The sequence below is a fragment of the Rhizobium sp. SG2393 genome (assembly GCF_042610495.1).
In the GTDB taxonomy this organism is placed as follows: Bacteria; Pseudomonadota; Alphaproteobacteria; order Rhizobiales; family Rhizobiaceae; genus RU20A.
Window position 1 is genome coordinate 170,849 of sequence record NZ_JBHGAP010000004.1, and the last position, 20,073, is coordinate 190,921.

Below are 20,073 nucleotides of genomic sequence, written 5' to 3' on the forward strand. Positions count from 1 at the left end.
GATCCGCGTCATCGGCAGCGCCGGTGCCGTCTCGCAGGTGCTCACCAACGGCCAGCTTGGCATCGACGGTATCCTGAAGCCGCGCGACGCCGTTCTGTCGGCCAATGGCGCCTTCCTGGTCGTTGCCGGCGAGGATGCGCAGGCACGTGACACGATCGTCGCCTTCGAAGTGCTGGCGGACGGTCGTCTCGGCCGCTTCGACATCACCCGCGACGGTGCCGATGCCATCGAAGGCATTCGTGGCGTGACCCGCCTCGAAGCGATTGCCGGAAACCAGATCCGCGTCGCAACCCTGATCGGAACCAATGGCCTGCTCGGCGGGCTTGCCGTGCTGCAACTGCCGGAGAGGCTGCCCGATGCGGCGGATGCCACCGTCCGCTTCGAAGGCATCGAGGCTCTCTCGGTCCGCTCGACCGGCAATGCGACCGACAATGTCACCGTTTCTGCACGGCCGATCGGCGTTGCCACACTGAGCATCGAGACGGGTGCGGGCGCCGATGCGGTCACCGTGCTGGAAGATGCGCCTTCCACGGTCATCGACACCGGCGATGGCAACGACACGGTCAAGTGGATCGACCAGACGGCCAATGGCGGCAGCACGATCGTCCGCCTTGGCGCCGGCAACGACCGAATCGTGATTACCAGTGACGGCGGCGGCCTGACCGTCGAGGGCGGCGAGGGCAAGGACACGTTCCTCGTCAGCGGCTCCAACGTGTCGTCCGGCGGCATCACGCTGCGCGGCGATGCCCCGACCGGCACGCCTGATGGTGATACGCTGCTCTATGACGCCGCCGGTAAGCCGGCCGCGATCGGCCCGATCGTCAACGGCAAGCCGGCCAGCGACGGCACGGCCTCGGTGGCCGGTGCCGGCACGGTGACCTATGCGAACATGGAAGCGGTCGATGTCGTCTCCGCACCGCAGATTGGCGGCTTCGACGCGGCCACCGGCCGCGAAGGCGAGGGCGTGACGCTCACGGTCCGCAACATCGTCGTCTTCGGTGCTGCCAATATCGACGGAACCGCGCGCTTCGACCTCAATGGCGATGCCCGTTTCGACGCCTTTGCGACGGTGCGCAACGGCCAAGCGCAGGTCACTCTCTCTTGGGAGGATCTGGTGCGGCTCGGCATCGACGACAACGGCACCTATACGGTGACCGTCGAAGTCGAAAACAGCCTCGGCCTCACATCGTCGGTCACCAGCACCCTGACGCTCGTCGAAGCGATTTCCGCCAACTTCCAGATCGCGCCGCAAGCGACGCGGGTCGGCGACACCGTCTCCATCCAGGCGCTGGTGAGCGATCCCGGCGATGACCGGACCGTGTTCTCGGTCGATTGGGGTGATGGCAGCGACGTCCAGACGTTCGTTGCGACATCCGGCCAGCCGAGCCATGTCTATACCAAGCCCGGCAGCTTCACGATCGCCATCGCCTATGGCAATGAGGACAGCGCGCTCCAGCAGATCACGGGCACGGTGACGGTGGCGCTTCCGGTCAGCCAGATCACGCTCGATGCCCGCGGCAGCGCCAGCGGCAAGGCGACGACGATTGCCGAGGGGGATGCGCTGGTGCTCAGCGCCACCGCGCCCGGCGGTCCGTCCGCAATGGTCTACCGGATCAACGGCATCGCCGTTTCCGGAAGCCCGACGGATCCGCTGGTTCTCTCCTGGAGCGACCTTGCGGCCTTCGGGATCGACCGCAGCGGCACCTATCAGGTCACGGTCACGCCGGACTATGCCGGCACGACGTTTGCCAGCCAGAGCCTTGCGCTGACCGTCACCAATACCGCGCCGACGGCCACGCTCTCAGCCATCTGGCAGGGTCCGGCCGTCGAAGGCGGCACCGTGCGTGTCGCGATCACCAATCCGACCGACGTGGCTGCTGGGGACCGCGACTTCCTCTACCGCTTCGACCTCAATGGCGACGGCGACTTCGAGGACGCCGGCGAAACGGACTTCACGGCATCCTCGACGGTGGACATCGTGATCCCGGACGATGGCGTGCGGGTGCTCAGGGCACAGATCATCAATGCCGGCGAGCCGAATGAGGTGACAACGCTTCTGGCCTCGGTGACAGCCGCCAACCTTCCGCCCGTGCTGAGGGTCGAGCAGGTCGGCACCGCGACGGAGCGCAGCCCCGTCACGCTGAAGCTTTCGGCCACCGACAAGGGCACGGATACGGTTTCGCGCTGGATCGTTGCCTGGGGCGATGGCGAAGTGAGCGAAGTTGCCGGTGCGACGGCCGAAGTCTCTCATCTCTTCGTGTCTGACGGTCAGAAGGCCGTGCAGATCACGGCCGTCGATGAGGATGGCAGCACGACGACGTCCGCGTCGATTTCCGTGGCGAATGCCGCACCGGAACTTTCCGGCCTCGGTGTCACCGCCGCGATCGAAGGTTCGCCGGTGCGCCTGACCGGCGCCGTCTCCGACGCGCCGACCGACACGGTCAGCCTCGACATCGACTGGGGCGACGGCAGCGTCGTCGAACGCCTCACGCTTGCCGCCGGCCAGGCGACCTTTGCCTTCGAGCACGTCTTTGCGCAGGACGGCGCCTACACGATCAGCGTCACGCCTCGCGATGCCCAGAACGCGGTGGGCGCGGCCGGGACGATCACGGCTGCCATCATCAACGGTGCGCCGACGATCACCCGCCTCGGCACGTTCGGCAGCGGTGTTGCCGCCGCCGCCGGTGGCTCGACGCTGGTGCAGAACCTCGCCGCCGCGCAACTGATCGACCTCAGCGATCTCGGCTCTGTCGCTTCCGTAGTGGAAGGCCGTCCGTTCACGCTGCTGGGTGCCGTCACAGATCCCGGCCTTGCGGATGCGCTGACCGTCACCATCGACTTCGGTGACGGGACGGCTCCGGTCGTCGTGGCGGTGGATCAGGCGACCCGCACCTTCGAGGTCACCCATACCTATACCGACGATCCTGCCGGTGCGGACGACACCTATACCTTGTCGGTCCGGGCCAGCGACGGCACCACGACGTCTGACCTGCGCACGCTTGCCGTGCATGTTCAGGATGCGCCGGCCACGCCGACGGCACTCAGCCTCGACAGCACCCGCATCAACGAAGGCGGCAATGTGACGCTGAGCGGCCGGATCACGGATCCCTCGCCGACCGACACGCATACGGTGACGGTCGTCTGGGGCGACGGGCAGCAGGAAACTGTTGCCATCGATCCCGCGACCAATGCCTTCAGCCTGACGCATACCTATGCGGATGACAGCCGCATTGCGCGGGCCGGCACGCTGATCAAGGATGCCGATGGCAATCCGATCCCGGCTGCCATCGACACCACGGGCAAGGTCGTGGCGGGCCAGTCTCTCGATCCGACCGGCCAGTATCTCGTCTATGCAGCCGATACGCTGCTGTCGTTCCAGCTGAAGGTGACCTTCACCGATGCGGACGGGGCGGTGAGCACCTACACGACATCGGTCGAGCAGACGGCCGACGGCAAGCCCGTCGCCAATCCGCTGGCCGTCACGGTCCTCGATGTCGCGCCCGTCATCACGGTCGCCGGTGCCGGCAGCCTGGTCGAGGGGTCGCGGATAACGCAGTCGCTTTCGGCACGGGATCCCGGCGCCGACACGGTCGTCACCTGGACGGTCAACTGGGGCGATGGTTCGCAGGCCGAGACCTATAGCGGACCGACCGCCGACATCTCGCATGTCTATGTCGATAACGGCACCTACACCGTGACAGTGATCGCCACGGACGAGGACGGCAATTCGGGCACGACCACCCGCGCGCTCGAGGTGACCAATGCCAAGCCCGTGGTCACGGCCGCGCTCGATCGCTCGACCGTTGCCGAAGGCGGCGTCGTGGTCCTGACCGGTGCGGTCTCCGACGCCGGTCTTGCGGATACGCATACGCTCAATGTCGATTGGGGTGACGGCACGTCCAGCCAGATCAACATTCCCGCCAATGACCGGACCTACCGTCTGACCCACACCTATGTGGATGACGGCCGATCCGGCACGGCCTTTGACCTCGCCGCCGTGCGCGTGACCGCAACGGACAAGGACCGGGCCACTTCCGACGCCGTTAGCCTCGGCGTCACCGTGGAGAACGTGGCCCCGACCATTGCGGCGCTGGCGCTCGACTCCGTCCGTGTCGTCGAAAACGGCGTCGTCCGCCTCACCGGCGCGATCACCGATCCGGGCCTCGCCGATACCCATACGGTGCGGATCGCCTGGGGTGACGGCAAGTCCGAGACGGTCGGCGTCGACGCCGCCACGCGCACCTTCACCGCCACCCATGTCTATCCGGATGGCGCTGCGGCCGGCACGCTGTTCACGATCTCGGCCACCGCTTCGGACGACGATCTCGGCGTGAGTGTCACGCGCGCCGTCGATGTCACCATCCTCAACGATGCACCCGACATCGTCGCCTTCGTCGTGCCGCAGGCAGCCGTCAACGAGGGCAGCGCCTTCACCGTTTCCGGCCGCTTCACCGATGATGGCCCGCTCGATACCCACAAGGTCGAGATCGCCTGGGGCGACGGGACGGTGACGCTTGCCACCGTCGATGCGGTCAACCGGACCTTTACGGCCAGCTACGCCTATGCCGACAATGCGCCGGCCGGCACGCCGGGCTACACGGTGACAGCGACCGTCACCGACAAGGACGGGGCGACCGGCATGGCTTCCCGTGTCGTGAAGGTCAACAACGTCGCGCCGGTGCTGCTGTCGCTGACCAACAGCGCGGCCGAAGTCGGCAAGGTGCTGCCCGGCGAACCGGTGAAGCTCACCGGCACCTTTGCCGATCCCGGCACCGGCGACGATCATCGCCTGACGATCGACTGGGGTGACGGCCGGACGGAGGTCGTCAACCTCACCCGTGGCGACCGCGCCTTCGCGGTCAACCACCTCTACGCCAATCCGGGCTTCTTCGACATCAAGGTCAGCCTGGCCGATGACGAGAACGCGGCTGTTTCCGGCACCACGCAGGCCAAGCTGACCGGCGTGGAACTGATCGGGCGCACGCTCGTGATCGCGGGTACGGGTGGAGCCGATACGGTGTCCGTGACGCGCCCGGCACAGACGCCGGTGCTCTACTGGTCGATGAACGAACCGGCGGGCAGCGTGCTCGTCGACAGCGCCGGAACGCGGCAGGACGGCACGGCTGTTGCCTCCGACGGCACGCCCGACCTCGGGGCCTTCGGTCCGAAGGACAGTGCGCCGACCTTCGATGCCGGCCGTTCGGTCCGCTTCGATGGCACGCGCGGCACCTATGTGGCGACGGCCGACGTGCCGGAGTTCGACCTCGTGGAAGGCTCGATCCAGCTCTGGTTCTCGGCCGATGACCTGGGCCGCGGCCAGACGCTGGTGTCGAAAAACTCCAACCGCAACATGGCGGGCGATTTCTCCATTCGCCTCAATGACAGCCGTGTGGTGGTGGAGCTTTCCGATGGCCGGACGCGCTACACGATCACATCCGAGAAGCTGGTGAACGACCAGGACTGGCGCCACCTCGCCTTTACCTTCGGCGCCAGGGGCATGCAGCTCTATCTCGACGGCGTGCTTGCCGGCAGCAATGCGTTTACCGGCGGCATCGTGGGGTCCACCGCGCCGCTGATGATCGGTGCCGACCAGCGTGACGCCAACAATGCGGGTGTCGCCGTCAACCGCCTTTCGACCAGCAATGCCTTTGCCGGCTATCTGGACGAGTTCGCGGTCTTCGGCCGCCAGCTTGATGTCAACGCCATCCGCGCCCTGCGCGCCGATGGTCCGGTGGATGGTGCGCCGCGCGGCGATGTCATCAGCGTCAAGGCCTCGTTCCTGCCGCTGGTCGGACAGCCGGAGGTGAAGACCTTCACCTTCTCTGCCGTGGATCGGATCGCCTTCTACGGTGCGGACGGCGACGACCGGATCGAGATCGATCCTGTGCTGAAGCAGCCGACCGAACTTCATGGCGGCCGCGGCAACGACTATCTTGCTGCCGGAGGTGGCGCGTCGATCATCACCGGTGACGATGGTGACGACGTGCTGATCGGCAGCCCGGACAGCGACACGCTGCTCGGCGGGGCCGGTAACGACCTCATCGACACGAATGGCGGCAGTGCCGACGTGGTCGATGGCGGCAGCGGCACCGATCGTCTGGCAAGCTCCGCCAAGCCGGTCCAGCCGTTCCTCAGCTGGACGCTGGACGAGCCGAGCGGCCGTTCCATTGGCGATGCCGGCCGGACCGGCAACACCGGTGCGCTGCAAGGGGACGCCCGACTGGGTGCCCCGGGCCGCGATGGCAGTACGGCGCTTGAAACCTCGGGGTCGAACGGCAGCTCTGCCGGCGTTTCCCACAATGCGGCCTACGAGTTGCAGACCTCGACGATCGCCTTCTGGGTCAACCCGGATCGCCTCTCGGGCTCCCAGACGCTGTTTGCCAAGGACGGTGCAGGCCGGCAGGCCGGTGACTTCCGCATCGAGCTGCAGGGCGACAAGCTCCGGGTGATCCTGGACGACGCGACGCGCAGCAATGCGGTGATCACGACTGACCGTCTGACGGTGGGGCAGTGGAGCCACGTTGCGGTCAGCGTTGGCGGGGGCTCGGTGAAGCTCTACCTCAACGGCCGTCTTGTCGGCTCGCTCAACACAAGCCAGACGCTTGCGAGCAACCGCAACACGATCGTCTTCGGCGCCTCCAACGAGGCGGCGTCGAACCGGACGGCAGCCCCGGCCGACCAGACGCGCGTCTCCTTCTTCGACGGTCGCCTGGACGACATGGCGATCTTCGGTCAGGTGCTCGACGCGGCGAAGATCCAGACGCTGGTTGCCTCCGGCCCGCAGGCCGCGGCACTGTCCAGCGCTGGCCTCGTCTCGCTGTGGCGCTTCAACGAGCATGACGGACGCCATGTGACGGAGGTGAACGCCGCTGTCGCCGATGGGGTGGTCGTGGGTTCGGGTGGGCTGCTCGGCGCCGCCGGCGCGACGATCCCCGGCGTTGCGGCCGGCACCGCGTTGCAGCTGAACGGCAACGGCTATGTGGGCATTGCCCACGACCAGAAGATGGAACTCGCCGAAGGCGCCGTCTCGCTCTGGTTCAACCCAGCCTCGACATGCGGCACCCAGGTGCTGCTCGCCAAGGATGGATCCGGCCGCAGCGACGGCAGCCTGCGCATCGCGCTTGTCGACAACAGGCTGGAGGTGAAGCTGGAGGGCTCGCAGTGCGACTTCGTGATCTGCACGGATTGCGTGGTCAAGGCCAACGAATGGCAGAACGTCGTCTTCGTCTTCGGGGACAAGGGCATGCAGCTCTACCTCAACGGCGTGCTGGTCGGTTCCAACGACCATCAGGGCGGTATTGCGGCCAACAAGGCGGCGATCATCCTCGGCGGTGCCAACAGCTGCAACGGTGCATCGAACACCGCCGTTGACCGGCAGGTCATCACCGACACGTTCGATGGCCGCCTCGATCAGCTGAACCTCTTTGCCAGCCGTCTGACGGCTGGCGAGGTGCGGACGCTTTACCAGCGCGGCGCAGCCGTCCTGGCCGAGCGCACCCGTCTTGCGCCGGCCCTGTCCGGTGCGCTCGGCGACTACCGGATCTCGACCGGATCGAACGGCGAGATGGTTCTCACCGACACGCGTCCGCAGAGTTCCTCTGTCGTGCGCGTCGGCTTCGACGGCAGCACGATCACCGACGCGGCCGGCGGTCTTTCCGCAGGCCAGATCAAGGGCTCGGCACAAGTGACCCTCGGCCGTGCCGGGGCAACGTCTGCCACGGGCTCCGCGGTCGAATTCGGCAGCGGCAAGACGAGCGCCATCGGCTTCGACAACACGGCAGCCCTCGCGCTGGATAGCGGCACCATTGCCCTGTGGTTCAAGAGCCCGTCGGTGACCGGCGTCCAGACGCTGGTCAGCAAGGGTGTCTCGGGTTCCGGCAGTGCCAATCCCTTCGCCATCCGTATCGACAACGGGCGGATCGCGGTGCAGATCGGCTCGGGCTTCGTGATGACGGACGTGGTGGTGAAGGCCGGCGACTGGGCGCATCTGGCGGTCAGCTTCGGCAAGGACGGCCTCAAGATCCATCTCAATGGCCAGGTGATGAAGTCGGTCGATTATACCGGCGGCATCGCAGGCAATGGCGATCAGCTGGTGCTCGGCGCGCAGGCCAAGCAGCAGGGCAGCTATGTCTGGTCTGCCTCGGCCCGTTGCTGGACCTGGGTCAATACGACGGCCTATACGGACGGATATGCAGGCCTCATGGACGATCTCGCGGTGTTCAAGGGTGCGCTTTCCACCGCCGACATCGCAGCGCTGGCACAGCGGGGCGCAACCGCGCTTGCGGCCCAGCTCCAGGGTCGCAACGGTCCGGATGGCGTGCTGACGCTCTCCGGCATCGAAGAAGTGCGCTTCGCGGACGGTGTCCGTGCCATCGTTGCCGGTGCCGGGGCCGAAACCCCCGCGCCGCTGACGCCGGCTGGTATCCGCAGCCTCGACACGGGCGAGACACTGGTCGTGATCGGGCCGCAGGGTGCGCGCCTGCCGCTCAGCGGCTCCTGGTCCGCACTCGGCACCGAGACGATCGGCAGCCAGACCTACCAGCGTCAGGATTTCTTCGGGATCCAGCTTCTGGTGGCGAGCACCGTGACCGTGGTTCCGGATCGCGTGGCAACGGCGGTCAAGCCGGTTTCCTACTGGTCGTTCGACCAGGCGGAGGGCCAGACGATCCGCGACCAGAGCGGCTCGAGCCGCAGCGCGGTGCTGAAAAACGGCGCAAACCTGGAGAAGCCCGGCGCACCCGATGGCAAAGCCGGTGATGCCGCGCTCGATCTCGATGCCTGCAAGTCGGACTTCGCGACGATCGCCCATGATCCGGCGCTCGCGATTGCCAGCGGCACGATCAGTCTGTGGGTGAACCCGGACAGCACCTGCGGAACGCAGACGCTGTTCTCCAAGCAGGCTCCGGGCGGTGGCGCAGGCGGGATGACGATCCAGCTCGTCGGCGAACGTCTGGAATTCCGCATGACCGGCACCGATCGCGACTATGTCGTCTCCACCGGCTCCCTCTTCCGCGCTTGCAGCTGGAGCCATCTGGCGGTGACGTTTGGCACGGGTGGCATGGAACTGTGGGTCAACGGCCAGCGCGTCGGCACCAATGCCTTTGCGGGCGGTCTGGCCAACAACACGGCCGCCGCACTGGTCGGCGCCTCCACCACGTTGACCACGACGGTTGCCTATCAGGCAAAGTCAAGCACCGGGATCCTCGGCGCGATCGGTTCGGTCTGCGGACCGTTCAACCCCTTCGTGACCTACGTGCCGGTCTACACAACGACGCAGACCTACACCAACTTCCTCGATGGCAAGATCGATGAACTGGCGGTCTACGACCAGCGGCTCACCGCCACGCAGATCCGTCAGCTGATGCAGCGCACGCCCAGCGGCGTGACCCCGCTGCCGACCGCCGACGACCTGCTGCTGCTCGCTGCGGCCGAGTAACGCCATGACGCATCCGGTGACCCTGTTCACCGGATGCGTCGATGGTCCTGAACAGGAAAGCCGGCCGTTTCCCTGGGGAGCGGCCGGCTTTTCGTTTCTCGGATGAGGGTTGTGACCGAAAGAGGTGGGCGCGGCGCGCTGCCGTTCAGCCGCCCGGTGGCGGGGTAAAGCTCACGCTGCAGCGATAGTCGCCGGGCAGCTTGCCATCGGCATTGGCGAGGCTGAGGCGCACGCCGAAGACGCCGCCGGCAGCGTTGAAGACGGGATCGACCACCTCGACCTCTGCCTCGTAGGCGCCGGTGAGGGGCGGGGCCGGATAGACGGTGGCCTTGCTGCCTTTTTGAAGCCGGCCAAAGAGGGCGGCGGGCGCGAAGGTTTCGACGCGCAGCGGATCCAGTGTCACGACGCGCAGGATCGGGTTGGAGCCGTCGGCATATTCGCCGGCGCTCAGCTTCTTCTCGATCACGACACCGTCGATGGGGCTGACGATCCGCCGCCGCTCCAGCGCAGCCTCCGAGCGGGCCAGCTCGAGCTTCACGAGGTCGCGCTCGTGATCGGAGAGTTCGGCCTGGAGCTTTGTGACGCGCTCGGCGCTGAAAAGCGGCTCGGCTTCGCGTTCGGGCATCAACTGGCGCTGGGTGAGATAGCGCGCGCGTTCGGCCTGCTTGGCGGCCGTCTCTGCCTCGGCCGTGCGCGCGCGTTTCTCGACATCGCTGCTCGCCCGCAGCCGATCGAGCACGACGGTGGCGGCCTCCATGCCGTCTTCGAGGCGCGCAATGGTCTGCCCTGCCTTGACCCGGTCGCCGCGTTCGGCCGAGACATCGGCGAGCAGACCCGGCATGGGGGCGGCGAGGCTGACGGACGCAGACGGGCGCATCACGCAGTCGAGCCGGTCGCCGAAGTCGGCCGCAGCGCCCGGGTCAGCATTCGCCACCGAGCGGCCGGGTGCGGGATCGAGCAGGAGGCGATCCAGGAAGGCATCGACATCGCCGTCGCTGCCGTTCAGGGTCGGCAGCGCATCGCCTGCGCGCGCGGCCGGTGAGGTGGCGAGCAGCAGGGCGAGGGCGAGGCAGGCGGCCGCGCTATTCCGGCGCACCGGTGAAGGATAGGGCATCGTTCCAGACCTCGTCGGATTTCTGCAGGTGGTTTCGAAGGGACAGGTGCAGCCGTTCGGCACGGCGCTGGCAGGTGCGCACCAGGCGGGCCGCCACACGCTGGCCGCCGGGCAGGTGGAGGATGGCCGCCATCAGCCGACGTTGCCAAGGCGCGGCGTAGCGCATCAGCAGATCGTCCTCCAGGGACAGGATCGCTTCCGCATGGCCCGGCTCGCCGCGGCGCGCCGAACGGCCGATCAACTGGCGATCGACACGGCGCGCCTCGTGGCGTTCGCTGACGATGACATGCAGCCCTCCGGAGGCTGCGACATCCGCCCCGAGCGGGATGTCGGCGCCGCGTCCGGCCATGTTGGTGGCGACGGTGATGCGGCCGGCGGTCCCGGCGGCATGGATCTTCTCCGCCTCATCGGCATCCTGCCGGGCACTCAGCACGGGAACCACGATGCCGCGTTCGGCAAGGGCGGCTGCGACCCTCTCGCTGGCCTCCACCGATGCCGTGCCGACCAACACGGCGGCGCCGCGCGCTGCATGGGCGGCGGCTCTCTCGGCGATTACGGCGTATTTCGCGTCGGCGCGTGCGAGGATGCGGTCAGGCGTGATGCGCCGACGCGGTGGCTTGTGCGTGGGTATCCGTGCGATCCCAAGGCCGTAGGTCCGCCGGAGTTCGGCCGCGCCTTCCGCGGCCGTGCCCGTCATGCCTGAAAGCACGAGGTAGCGGCGGAAGAAGCGCTGGTAGGTCGTTCGCGCAAGGGTGATGCGCTGGGCGGAAAGCTCGGCAAATCCCTCCTTCAGCTCCACCATCTGGTGCAGCCCGTCGGACCAGGTGCGGTCGGCCATGGTGCGGCCCGTATTGGCATCGACAATGGTGACCTTGTCGTCCTTCACGACATAATCGACATCGCGCCTGTAAAGATGCAGGGCGGCGAGGCCGAGCCGCACGAGATCTTCCCGCACCAGCCCGATCGACCAGAGCGCGCTGTCGCGCGGCGTGGCGGTCTCGTCGAGGGCTCCGGGATCATCGATCACGCGATCGGCGCCCTCATCGGTCAGCACCACCTGTCGCCGGTCCGGCAGAACGACGTAGTCGCGGCCTTCGGTGAGCGTTCGGGCGATGTCCAGCGCGCGGCGCACCTGGCACGGCGCATAGGTTGGCGGCGCCTCCCGCGACAGGATCAGCGGCGTGCGGGCCTCGTCGATCAGCACGCTGTCGGCCTCGTCCACCAGCGCAAAGCCGAGGCCCCGCAGCATCAGCGGCTTGCTCTCCGTGCCGGTCAGGCGGGCAATCTTCAGGCCCGTCTCGTCGTTGCGGCCGCGGGCCAGCCGGTCACGCAGATAGTCGAAGGCAACCTGCTTGTTGGTGCAATAGGTGATGGCGGCGCCATAGGCTGCGCGCCGGTCATCCTCCTCCGCCTCTTCGGACGCGCAGGCCGAGCTGAGGCCGAAGAGCGCGAAAAAGGGACGGGCAAATTCCGCGTCGCGCGTGGCGAGATAATCGTTGACGGTGACGACATGCACGGGGCGGGCACTCAGCGCCATCACGGCTGCCGGAAGAAGCGCCGTCAGCGTCTTGCCCTCGCCGGTCTGCATTTCGGCGACCCAGCCGCGCAGCATGGCGTATCCGCCCATCAGCTGCACATCGCGTGGCGTCAGGCCCAGCGTGCGTCGGGCACCGTCGCGCAACAGCGCGAAGGCTTCGGCAATCAGTCCAAGCGGGGCCCGCTCCGGGGCCGACAGTCTCGGACGCAGCCGCCGCAGGGCGGCCGACAGCTCGGCATCACTCATCTCGTCCGGCCGCAGCCGGGCGGCCTTGCGCGCCGTTTCCCGCGCGATGCGCAGGAGCTGCAGCCTTCGCAGGCCCATGGCCGGCCGCGCAGTCCAGGATTCGATCCGTTTCAATCCGTCCACCAGCGGCTTGCCCGGCCTCAGCGGACGTTCCGGATAGGGCCGGGCGGCGCGCGCGCGGGCTGGCGCTGCATCGGCATCGGTCTGTCTCGGCAGGGCGAAGGCGTCAGACATTGAACTCGCCCAGGAACTGCCGGCGCAGGAAGCGCCAGACGCTGTAGCCGATCGGCTCCATGCCATGATCGAAGCGGAGCAGGGCACGCAGGCCCGGCGGCAGCGGTCGCGGCACGTTCACTTCCACATCCGCCGTGTACCAGGGGTCCAGCGTCCGCTTGGGATCGGCCGGATCCATGGCGGCGGCGCCGCCGCCGCTGGTCGCCAGCGCCGGATGCGGAATATCGTGGCCTGCGGAGGGCGAGAGCCGCACCAGCCGGCCCGTCCAGGTGACGTCGGGCTGATCCACGAAGCGGAGCGCGATGGCGCCCGCCCGGCTGTGGACGAGATCGATCTGGTCCTGCGCCAAAAGCACCTGCACGCGCTGGATGCCCGGCGCCGCGACATAGCCGAAGAGGTCGCCCTTTTTTGCGTAGCGTCCCGGCAGATCGCGTGGAGAGCCGATCAGGAGTTCGCCGGGCGCGCCGGCGACAAGGGTCAGGCCGGCGGAGCGCGTGCGCAGATCGTCCATTTCCTGTACGATCCGGCGGGCCTGTTCGCGCAGGATTTCCCGGTCCGACGCTTCCTCGACGGGCAGTGCCTGGAACCGGGCACGGATTTCGGCAAGGCTGGCGAGGAGCAGATCGGCTTCCGCATCCATGAGCGGATCCTCCAGCCGGACCACCATGCGTCCGGGCTCGACGGCCGCCCCGTCGAGCGCCGGCACGACGGCAACCTCGCCCGCGGCACCGGCCCGCAGGCTGCGGCCCTCGTCCATGGTGACGACGCCCTGCTGGACGGTGGCGAGCGGCACGTTCATGCCGAAAAGAGCAAATCCGATCAGTCCCGCGGTCAGCGCACTCACGACGATCGCCCGACCGCGGTGGCGATCGAGCCGCGGGCTCATCAGCAGATAGCGAAGGCCTTTGAGCAGCGGCCAGACCAGCACGCTGCAGAGGGAGACGATGGCAAGCGCGACGCCGACGAAGAAGAACTTGTGCGCCACCACCGCCGCGATGCTGAGGGAGATGATGATGCGATAGACGAAGGAGGTGACGCCGTAGAGCACGAACCATGGCCGCTCGCCCGGCGACCGCACGGGGCTTTGAGCCGCATCGCTGCCGAAGGCGTAGCGCTCGGTGAGATAGGTGAGATATTTCGTCGCCCGCGTGCCGAGGTTCGGAATGTCGAGCCCGTCGGCCAGCATGTAATAGCCATCGAAGCGCAGCAGCGGATTGCCATTGAAAAGCAGACTGGAGACGCCGCCGATCAGCGCCACGTTGAAGGCGACGGCACGAATGACGCCGGGCTCGGCCATCACCCAGACGATCATGGCGAGCGCTGCCAGCAACAGCTCTACCATCATGCCGGCTCCGCCGACGATCACACGCTGGCGCCGGCTCGGGAAGGCCGCTGCCGCCGTTGCGTCCACATAGGGAAGCGGGATGAAGAGCAGCAGCATGACGCCCGTCTCGCGCACCTCGCCGCCGAAGACCTTGGTGGCCCAGCCGTGGCCGAGTTCGTGCAGCGCCTTGATGACGGGGTAGATCAGCAACACGATCAGGAGATTGTTCTGGCTGAGGACCCTGTCGACGACGTTTTCGGTCAGCTCCGCCCAGTGCCGCGCCGCAAGTGCCGCGCCGAAGGCGATGAGTGCAAGCCAGGCGATAAAACCCCACCAGGTGAAGAGCGGCCTGACGAGCGGCAATGTCGCGGCGAGAAACCGGTCGGGATCGAAGAGCGGAAAGCGGATCGCCAGCGGATTGCGGATGCGTTGAAGCAGGTCGTCCTGCCGCTGTTTTTCGCCGCGCCGCGCCAGTTCGTCGAGGTCCGGCGGCACGTCGCCGAGCAAAAGATCCGACTGGTGCAACTGGGCTAGAAGCTGGACGACGTCGTCCTGCGTCAGGGGCTCGGTGCTGCCGTCACCATCCTCCTCGGCCAGCACCCGCCGCCAGATGTCATCGATGGTGCGCCGACCGTTCATCAGGCCGATCACCTGCCAGGCGGCGCGGTTCAGCCTGTGGTGGCGGCCGCTCTGCCTGTCGCTCAGAACGAACCAGGTTTCGCCGCGCACGTGGTGGCGCACGATGCCGGCCTGCGGTCGCAGCCGGGGCCGCAGGGAGCCGATCCGGCTCCAGTGCTGGCTGAAAAGCTGCCGCTGGGCCATCGGCTTACCCCACCCAGCGCCAGACGGACTGGCGCACCCAGGTCACGAAACTGCGGGTCCAGGTATAAAGCAGGGTGCGGGTGTCGATAGACACATGGCCGACGCCCTGAAGTCCCGGCCGCAGCCGCTCCGTGGGCGTGCCGGGCTGAAGGCGGGCCTCGACGCGAAACACGGTCTTGCCCTCGCCGGCATGGGCGATGGGCGTGATGCGGTCGAGGGTGAAGCGGAAGGTTTCGTCAGGCAGTGCCAGGAGCCTCAGACTACCCGTCTGCCCGGTCTTGAGGTCGCCAAGCTGGTCTTCCGGAACCGCGAGGCTGACCCGGTAGGCATCGGATGGAACCACCTCGTAGAGGAGGTCTCCCCGGTTGACGGCACTGGCAAGCTGTTGCGAATGATCGCCGGAAATGACGAGGCCGTCGAAGGGGGCGCGCAGCACGACGCGGGCCAGACGCTCGTCGATGGTGCGGATCTTTGCCTCCGCCGCCGCGATCTGTGCGCGGATAATCCGCAGATTGGCGAGATCCTTGTCGGCCAGTGCCTTTTCATATTGCAGCGCCGTCTCGCGTGCTTCGGCCGACACCTTCAGCCGCTCCAGCACGAGATCGCGGTCGTCAAGGCTTGCCAGCACGTCGCCCTTGCGCACCCGGTCGCCCGGACGGGCCGGTGCGGTGGCGAGGAAGCCATCGAAGGGCACGGCGACGGCGCGCTGGACTTCACCTTCCAGCTGGACGTCCGCGGTCACCTCATAGGCTGCCGGGGTGACGGCTGCGGCACCGAGAATGCCGGCAATCAAGAGCAGAACCAGCTTGAGCGCCAGATAATCCGGTCCGAACAGGCTTTGCAGCGCCCGCCAGACGGACTGAACGGCACGCGTGGGCAGGGAACGATTGGTTTGCCACTTTTCCCAGACCGATGGCGCGAGGAGATCGGCAAGGCCGTCCGCCAAGGCGAGATCCGCTTCGGTGAAGGCCGGCCCCTTGCTGCGCTCGATGACCAGGGCGCCGCAGGTGATGGGGCCGCGCAGACGGTCCTCGACATGCAGGGGAACTGTCAGAATGGCCTGAACGCCTTCCTGTCGCGCATGGTCCTCATGGGCCAAGGTGACATTCGGATCATGAGGCGTGGCAGGCCACACGAGGATGGCGCGCTGGTCCGATGCCTCGTCCATGACGCGGGACAAACCGCGCTCCAGCGCGTGCCGCTTCGGGCCGCCCCCGCTGTGGGAGACGGCGATCACGCGCATGCCACGCCGGCGGTTCATGCCAAGGCTCGCCCGGTCCGCTCCCAGCGCCTCGGCCAGTTCCGTCGTGAGTGCCCGCGCGGCTGCGTCCATGCGCGGGCGGGACGTAAAGGCCGTCAGTAGCCGCTGGCAGGTGACGGCAAGCGCCGGTGTCGCCTCGGCAAGCCTGACCGCTTCGTCGGCCGCGACCGCCGTCAGGGGCCCAAGGCTCCATTGCAGACGGCGCAGCGCGACTCGCAGGCCGGTTTCGCGCGGGCCCGCAAGCCCGAGGCCCAGGACCACGGCACCCGTCGGCGCGCCGATCGGGCCGAAAGGCTGCGCAATGATGCTGGCTGCACCTTCGCCGCCGGCCTGGCCGACGCCGCGCTTCTCGCCAAGCGCCAACACGGCCAGACGGCGCAGGTCATCGCCTTCACCGAGGCCGTCGCCATGGCGCAACACCAGACGATCACCATTGCGGCCCCGAGACCAGATTTCAAGCTGACGGATCGGACCCGGCAGGCTCTCGGCTTCGCGCGCCAGAAAAAGCTCCGTCCAGGCCTCTGCGGCTTCGTCAAGCGTCGCTGCCGCGCCAAGCGCCTTCCACAGCCGGGATGACTGCGCGTCCGCCGCTGCGATGCCTGCTGTTTGGACAGGAACGGGCCGTCCGCCGGGATGAATGGTCATGCCTGTTGCGCCGCCAACGCTGCTCCAGATCCGCGCCCCCAGAGATGCCAAAAAGGCACCGCTGGGGACCGGCTCTTCATAAATTCTTTATTAGATCGTTAATCTAGAAAGCGCAATGGCGGGAAAATTTACTCGTCATTCAAGGTAAACGACGGGATTTTTGTTTTCGGGAAACAGGAATTCCTTCTCCTGTCAAATATCATACAGGAGAAATAGTCTACCAATACGTTGAAAGATCGTTTCCCGCAGCGACATTAACCGGCGCAATTGTCGCGCGTTGCGGTGAAATTCCACGTGAGGCATGTTAGAGCCGACGAGGTGGAAAATCAAGGAGAATTTGGGCGGTGTCGCGAAATAGGTGGATTACCTAGAAGTTAAACCTAGAAAATGCGAAGATCTCATGAAGAAATCGCCAGCATAATAGCGAATGAGGTCGCTCTGATGCCATTTAATACGTCGCCTCCTTAACCGTACCGATTGTCTGTGCGCCGTTCCACTGGACAAAGGCGCGTCAAACATTCCAAAGTGCTTGTATTGGCTTCATGCGACTGCTTATAGTCGTTGACGAAGGCTTGCCCTAAGGCGGGTCACGGACGGGCGTGTTTGAGGAGAGTTTAATGACGAAGCAGTTGCTGATTTATGAGAAGGCCGTACCCGTGGCGTTCAACCGCCACAAGGACTGGTCGATCAAGGCCGGGCGGAACTTCAAGTTCGCCGCCGACCTCAATGCGGTGCCGCTCACGGCGTCTGAGGTGACGGCGGCGGCCAGCGAATTCCCCGTCGTCTTTGCCGGCACGGACGATATCATGCCGGCCGTTGTGCTCGGTGTCCGCGGTAACGAAAATCTCTTCATTGATGCCGACGGCAACTGGACGGGCTCCTACGTTCCCGCCTTCATCCGGCGCTATCCCTTCGTCTTCGCCGGTGCCGATACGGACGAGCTGTTGACGCTGTGCATCGACGAGAGCTTCGAGGGCTGGAACCAGGAAGGCCGCGGCGAGCGTCTGTTCGATGCGGACGGCGCCCAGACCGCCTATCTCGGCGGCGTGCTGGAGTTCCTCCAGAACTACCAGCGTGACTTCGCCGTGACCCGCCGCTTCTGCAAGCTGCTGGCCGAACTGGACCTTCTGGAGCCCATGACGGCCCAGATGCGCATCCATGACCGCGCGCTTGAACTGCAGGGCTTCCAGGCCATCAAGCGCGAGAAGCTGAAGGCGCTCGGTGACGAAAAGATCCTCCAGCTCTTCCGCATGGATGGCCTTGAACTGATCTATGCCCACCTTCAGTCCATGCAGAACTTCACGAGCATGCTGAAGCGTCTGACGCCCGACGCGCTCGACGCGGCCGCCTGATCCGAGTTCGCACGACGCCTGGCCGCAACGTCACGGTTTGCGGCCAGCTTCCCTAAGGCACGTCTCCTGAACGTGTGTCGCGATTTCAGGAAAAATCATGTAAAAACAATGTTCTGCGGCATGTCCCGTGAATTCCGAATGAAGCGACATGCTGTCAACGTCCGACGGCAGCGATGGTTGGTGCCGCCATGCGGATCGCGAGGCTGAACAGGTCTTCCCGCACCTGAAGATCGACGCCGTCACTCGCAAGGCGTTCCGGGCGTCAAGGCATAGATCTCGGATCCACTGTTGCTGTAGACCCCCATGGGCGTCTTGACCGATCCGCCGCCGTTGGCGACGAGCTTGCCGCTTGTGCCGTCGGCTGACAGTGTCACTTTGTAGGTTCCCTTACCCCAGACGGCAAAGCCTCCAAGGTTTCCTGAATATTCGTAGCTCCCGGTCGTCGGACTGTCTGGCGTGAATTTCTGCGTTACGCCGCTTCCTGAAATCACAAAGGGTTTGCCGAAGTCGCATATGTTGCCCTCGCCGTGATAGGCATCTGCGCCGCCCGAAGCGAAGAAGGCTGCCCCATTGGTATCGAAATCGACCGTGGCGAGGCCGACACCGCGCTTGGAGCGCGCAACCAGGCGGACGGCCGCCTTTCTGTTTGCTTCCGCCGGCGCCGTGTAGCGAAAGCGGGCGTCCGCGCGAACCTTGCTTCCAGCCGGGTCGAGCGCCGAGCCACCTTCCAGCATGGCCACCACTGTGCCTCCCGCAGGCTGGCCGTCCAGTTTCGCCCGAGGCTTCGCAAGGATCTCGAAGGCTGTCGAGGGGGCGACCTTGCTGCGTTTCGCAGGCGTGGTTTCGGCCGTGAGCGTCACGCAATGTCCGGCCTCGATCGCCTTCTCAATGCCGCTTGCAATCTGGTCGGCGGCCGCCTCGGCAAGGCTGCGGATGCTGTCGGCCGCAGCCACATCGGCCGCGGTTGCCTCGCTGCTCATCCTGTTGACCTTGCGATCACGAACGGCCGTGTTGCCAACCCTGTTCCAGCTGACATCCACATAGCTTCCGCCCGCGCTGCCGGTTGCGGCATGCTCCACCCGTGTATTCGTCACCAGTCCGTCGCTGCGGGCGTCATCATCAAACTGGAGGATGCCATCGACAGTGACCGTGACGTTTGCGCTGCCCGTGCCGCCCTTCTTCGTTATGAAGCTCTTCGAAATGAATGTCAGGGCGATACGGCCGTCTGGCTTCGGGCACCGGTCGAAGTCGATCTTTGTCGTCATCTTTCCATGAAGACCATTCGGCAAATCGCCCTCGCCCGATTTCTCGATCGAGATATTGCCATCGGTAATCTTCGTCCCGCCGCTGTTCTGTCCGCCATCTGCCGGCTGCGTGCCGTCTGCCGGTTGCGTGCCATTGGCAACGTCCGACTGCGCAAGCATCTTCGCCAGCACACCCTCGATCAAGGACAGGCCGGGACCGTAAAGGGCAAGATCCTTGCCGGATTCACCACTGCCTTCGATCAAGATGACGGGTGGCGCGCCTCGCGCAGGATCCAGCCTCGTGCTGCTGCCGAGCGGCTCCATTCGCATCTGCGCCTGCGTAGCGGTGGTAAGAACCGCCAAGACCGAAAATCCAAGAAGGCACACACCGCCTGCAACCAAACCCCGGACCATCACCGCCTCCGCGCCTTTTTCAGGGCACGGTAAAATATCCCGAACCGAATTCAACCCCATGGTTGAAGACTTTCAAAGCCGCTCTGGCCAACGTCAGTGCAGCGTGCCTGGAACGGTTGTGTGCGGGAAGACTTCGGAGAGGCCATGTCTTGAAGGGCCGGACCTCGGGACTCGGCGGCGTCGGACCGATGCTGACAAGGATGCTTAGCCTTGGCAGGTGGCATGGGATTCAAGAGGTTGGTAGGGGTGGTCAACAAGGTTCCATGGCGGAGAGGGGGGGACTCTCCGCCAGATAGGCCCGCGATACCTGAGAAAGCTGGACTTTCTCCAACCTGCTGCTCTCATTGGCAAAATTGCGATATCCCGAGGTGTACCACACGCGATACCGCGCGCTCAAGGACCCTATTTTTCGACCTCGTGACGAGGCCTGAAACTTCCCGATCG

The 20,073-nt window shown here is 66.0% G+C and carries 7 protein-coding genes (1 of these 7 running past the window's edge); 2 read left to right on the forward strand and 5 right to left on the reverse strand.

Annotation, left to right across the window (positions count from 1 at the left end; all coding sequences use genetic code 11):
* Positions 1 to 9,436: the 3' end of a LamG-like jellyroll fold domain-containing protein gene (locus tag ACED18_RS12480; protein ID WP_377292622.1), read on the forward strand. The gene continues 20,279 nt to the left of window position 1, outside the view; 9,436 of the gene's 29,715 nt are visible here — the last part of the coding sequence; its start codon lies off the left edge, out of view; it ends in the stop codon at positions 9,434 to 9,436.
* 145 nt (positions 9,437 to 9,581) lie between these two features.
* On the opposite strand, the gene ACED18_RS12485 is transcribed toward ACED18_RS12480, so the two are convergent.
* From ACED18_RS12485 to ACED18_RS12500, 4 genes are read right to left on the reverse strand one after another with little or no spacing between them, the layout of a single operon-like run.
* The gene (locus ACED18_RS12485; RefSeq protein WP_377292624.1) at positions 9,582 to 10,550 is read right to left on the reverse strand and encodes an efflux RND transporter periplasmic adaptor subunit; all 969 of its coding nucleotides are present in this window, start codon (positions 10,548 to 10,550) and stop codon (positions 9,582 to 9,584) included.
* Positions 10,519 to 12,567, reverse strand: coding sequence for a prepilin peptidase (locus ACED18_RS12490; protein WP_377292626.1), 2,049 nt, complete (start codon positions 12,565 to 12,567; stop codon positions 10,519 to 10,521). Before ACED18_RS12490 ends, ACED18_RS12485 begins: the two co-directional genes overlap by 32 nt.
* Positions 12,560 to 14,713 carry a PqqD family peptide modification chaperone gene (locus ACED18_RS12495; protein ID WP_377292628.1) on the reverse strand — a complete coding sequence of 718 codons (2,154 nt, stop codon included), beginning with the start codon at positions 14,711 to 14,713 and terminating at the stop codon, positions 12,560 to 12,562. Before ACED18_RS12495 ends, ACED18_RS12490 begins: the two co-directional genes overlap by 8 nt.
* Before the next feature lie 4 nt (positions 14,714 to 14,717).
* A complete protein-coding gene (locus ACED18_RS12500) occupies positions 14,718 to 16,619 on the reverse strand; it encodes an HlyD family efflux transporter periplasmic adaptor subunit (protein ID WP_377292630.1) in 1,902 nt (633 codons plus the stop codon).
* A gap of 617 nt (positions 16,620 to 17,236) precedes the next feature.
* Between ACED18_RS12500 and ACED18_RS12505 the strand changes: the two genes are divergently transcribed.
* On the forward strand, positions 17,237 to 17,971 hold the full coding sequence (locus ACED18_RS12505) for a SapC family protein (protein WP_377292632.1): 735 nt from the start codon (positions 17,237 to 17,239) through the stop codon (positions 17,969 to 17,971).
* Between the two features lie 239 nt (positions 17,972 to 18,210).
* Here ACED18_RS12505 and ACED18_RS12510 read toward each other — a convergent pair whose 3' ends face one another.
* On the reverse strand, positions 18,211 to 19,689 hold the full coding sequence (locus ACED18_RS12510) for a hypothetical protein (protein WP_377292634.1): 1,479 nt from the start codon (positions 19,687 to 19,689) through the stop codon (positions 18,211 to 18,213).
* Positions 19,690 to 20,073: the final 384 nt, after the last annotated feature.

What these genes read in the sequence shown, in the direction of transcription:
- ACED18_RS12485 (WP_377292624.1), bottom strand. Translation starts at nt 10,550, where the DNA reads ATGCCCTATCCTTCACCGGTGCGCCGGAATAGCGCGGCCGCCTGCCTC.
- ACED18_RS12500 (WP_377292630.1), bottom strand. Translation starts at nt 16,619, where the DNA reads ATGACCATTCATCCCGGCGGACGGCCCGTTCCTGTCCAAACAGCAGGC.
- ACED18_RS12510 (WP_377292634.1), bottom strand. Translation starts at nt 19,689, where the DNA reads ATGGGGTTGAATTCGGTTCGGGATATTTTACCGTGCCCTGAAAAAGGC.
- ACED18_RS12490 (WP_377292626.1), bottom strand. Translation starts at nt 12,567, where the DNA reads ATGTCTGACGCCTTCGCCCTGCCGAGACAGACCGATGCCGATGCAGCG.
- ACED18_RS12505 (WP_377292632.1), top strand. Translation starts at nt 17,237, where the DNA reads ATGACGAAGCAGTTGCTGATTTATGAGAAGGCCGTACCCGTGGCGTTC.
- ACED18_RS12495 (WP_377292628.1), bottom strand. Translation starts at nt 14,713, where the DNA reads ATGGCCCAGCGGCAGCTTTTCAGCCAGCACTGGAGCCGGATCGGCTCC.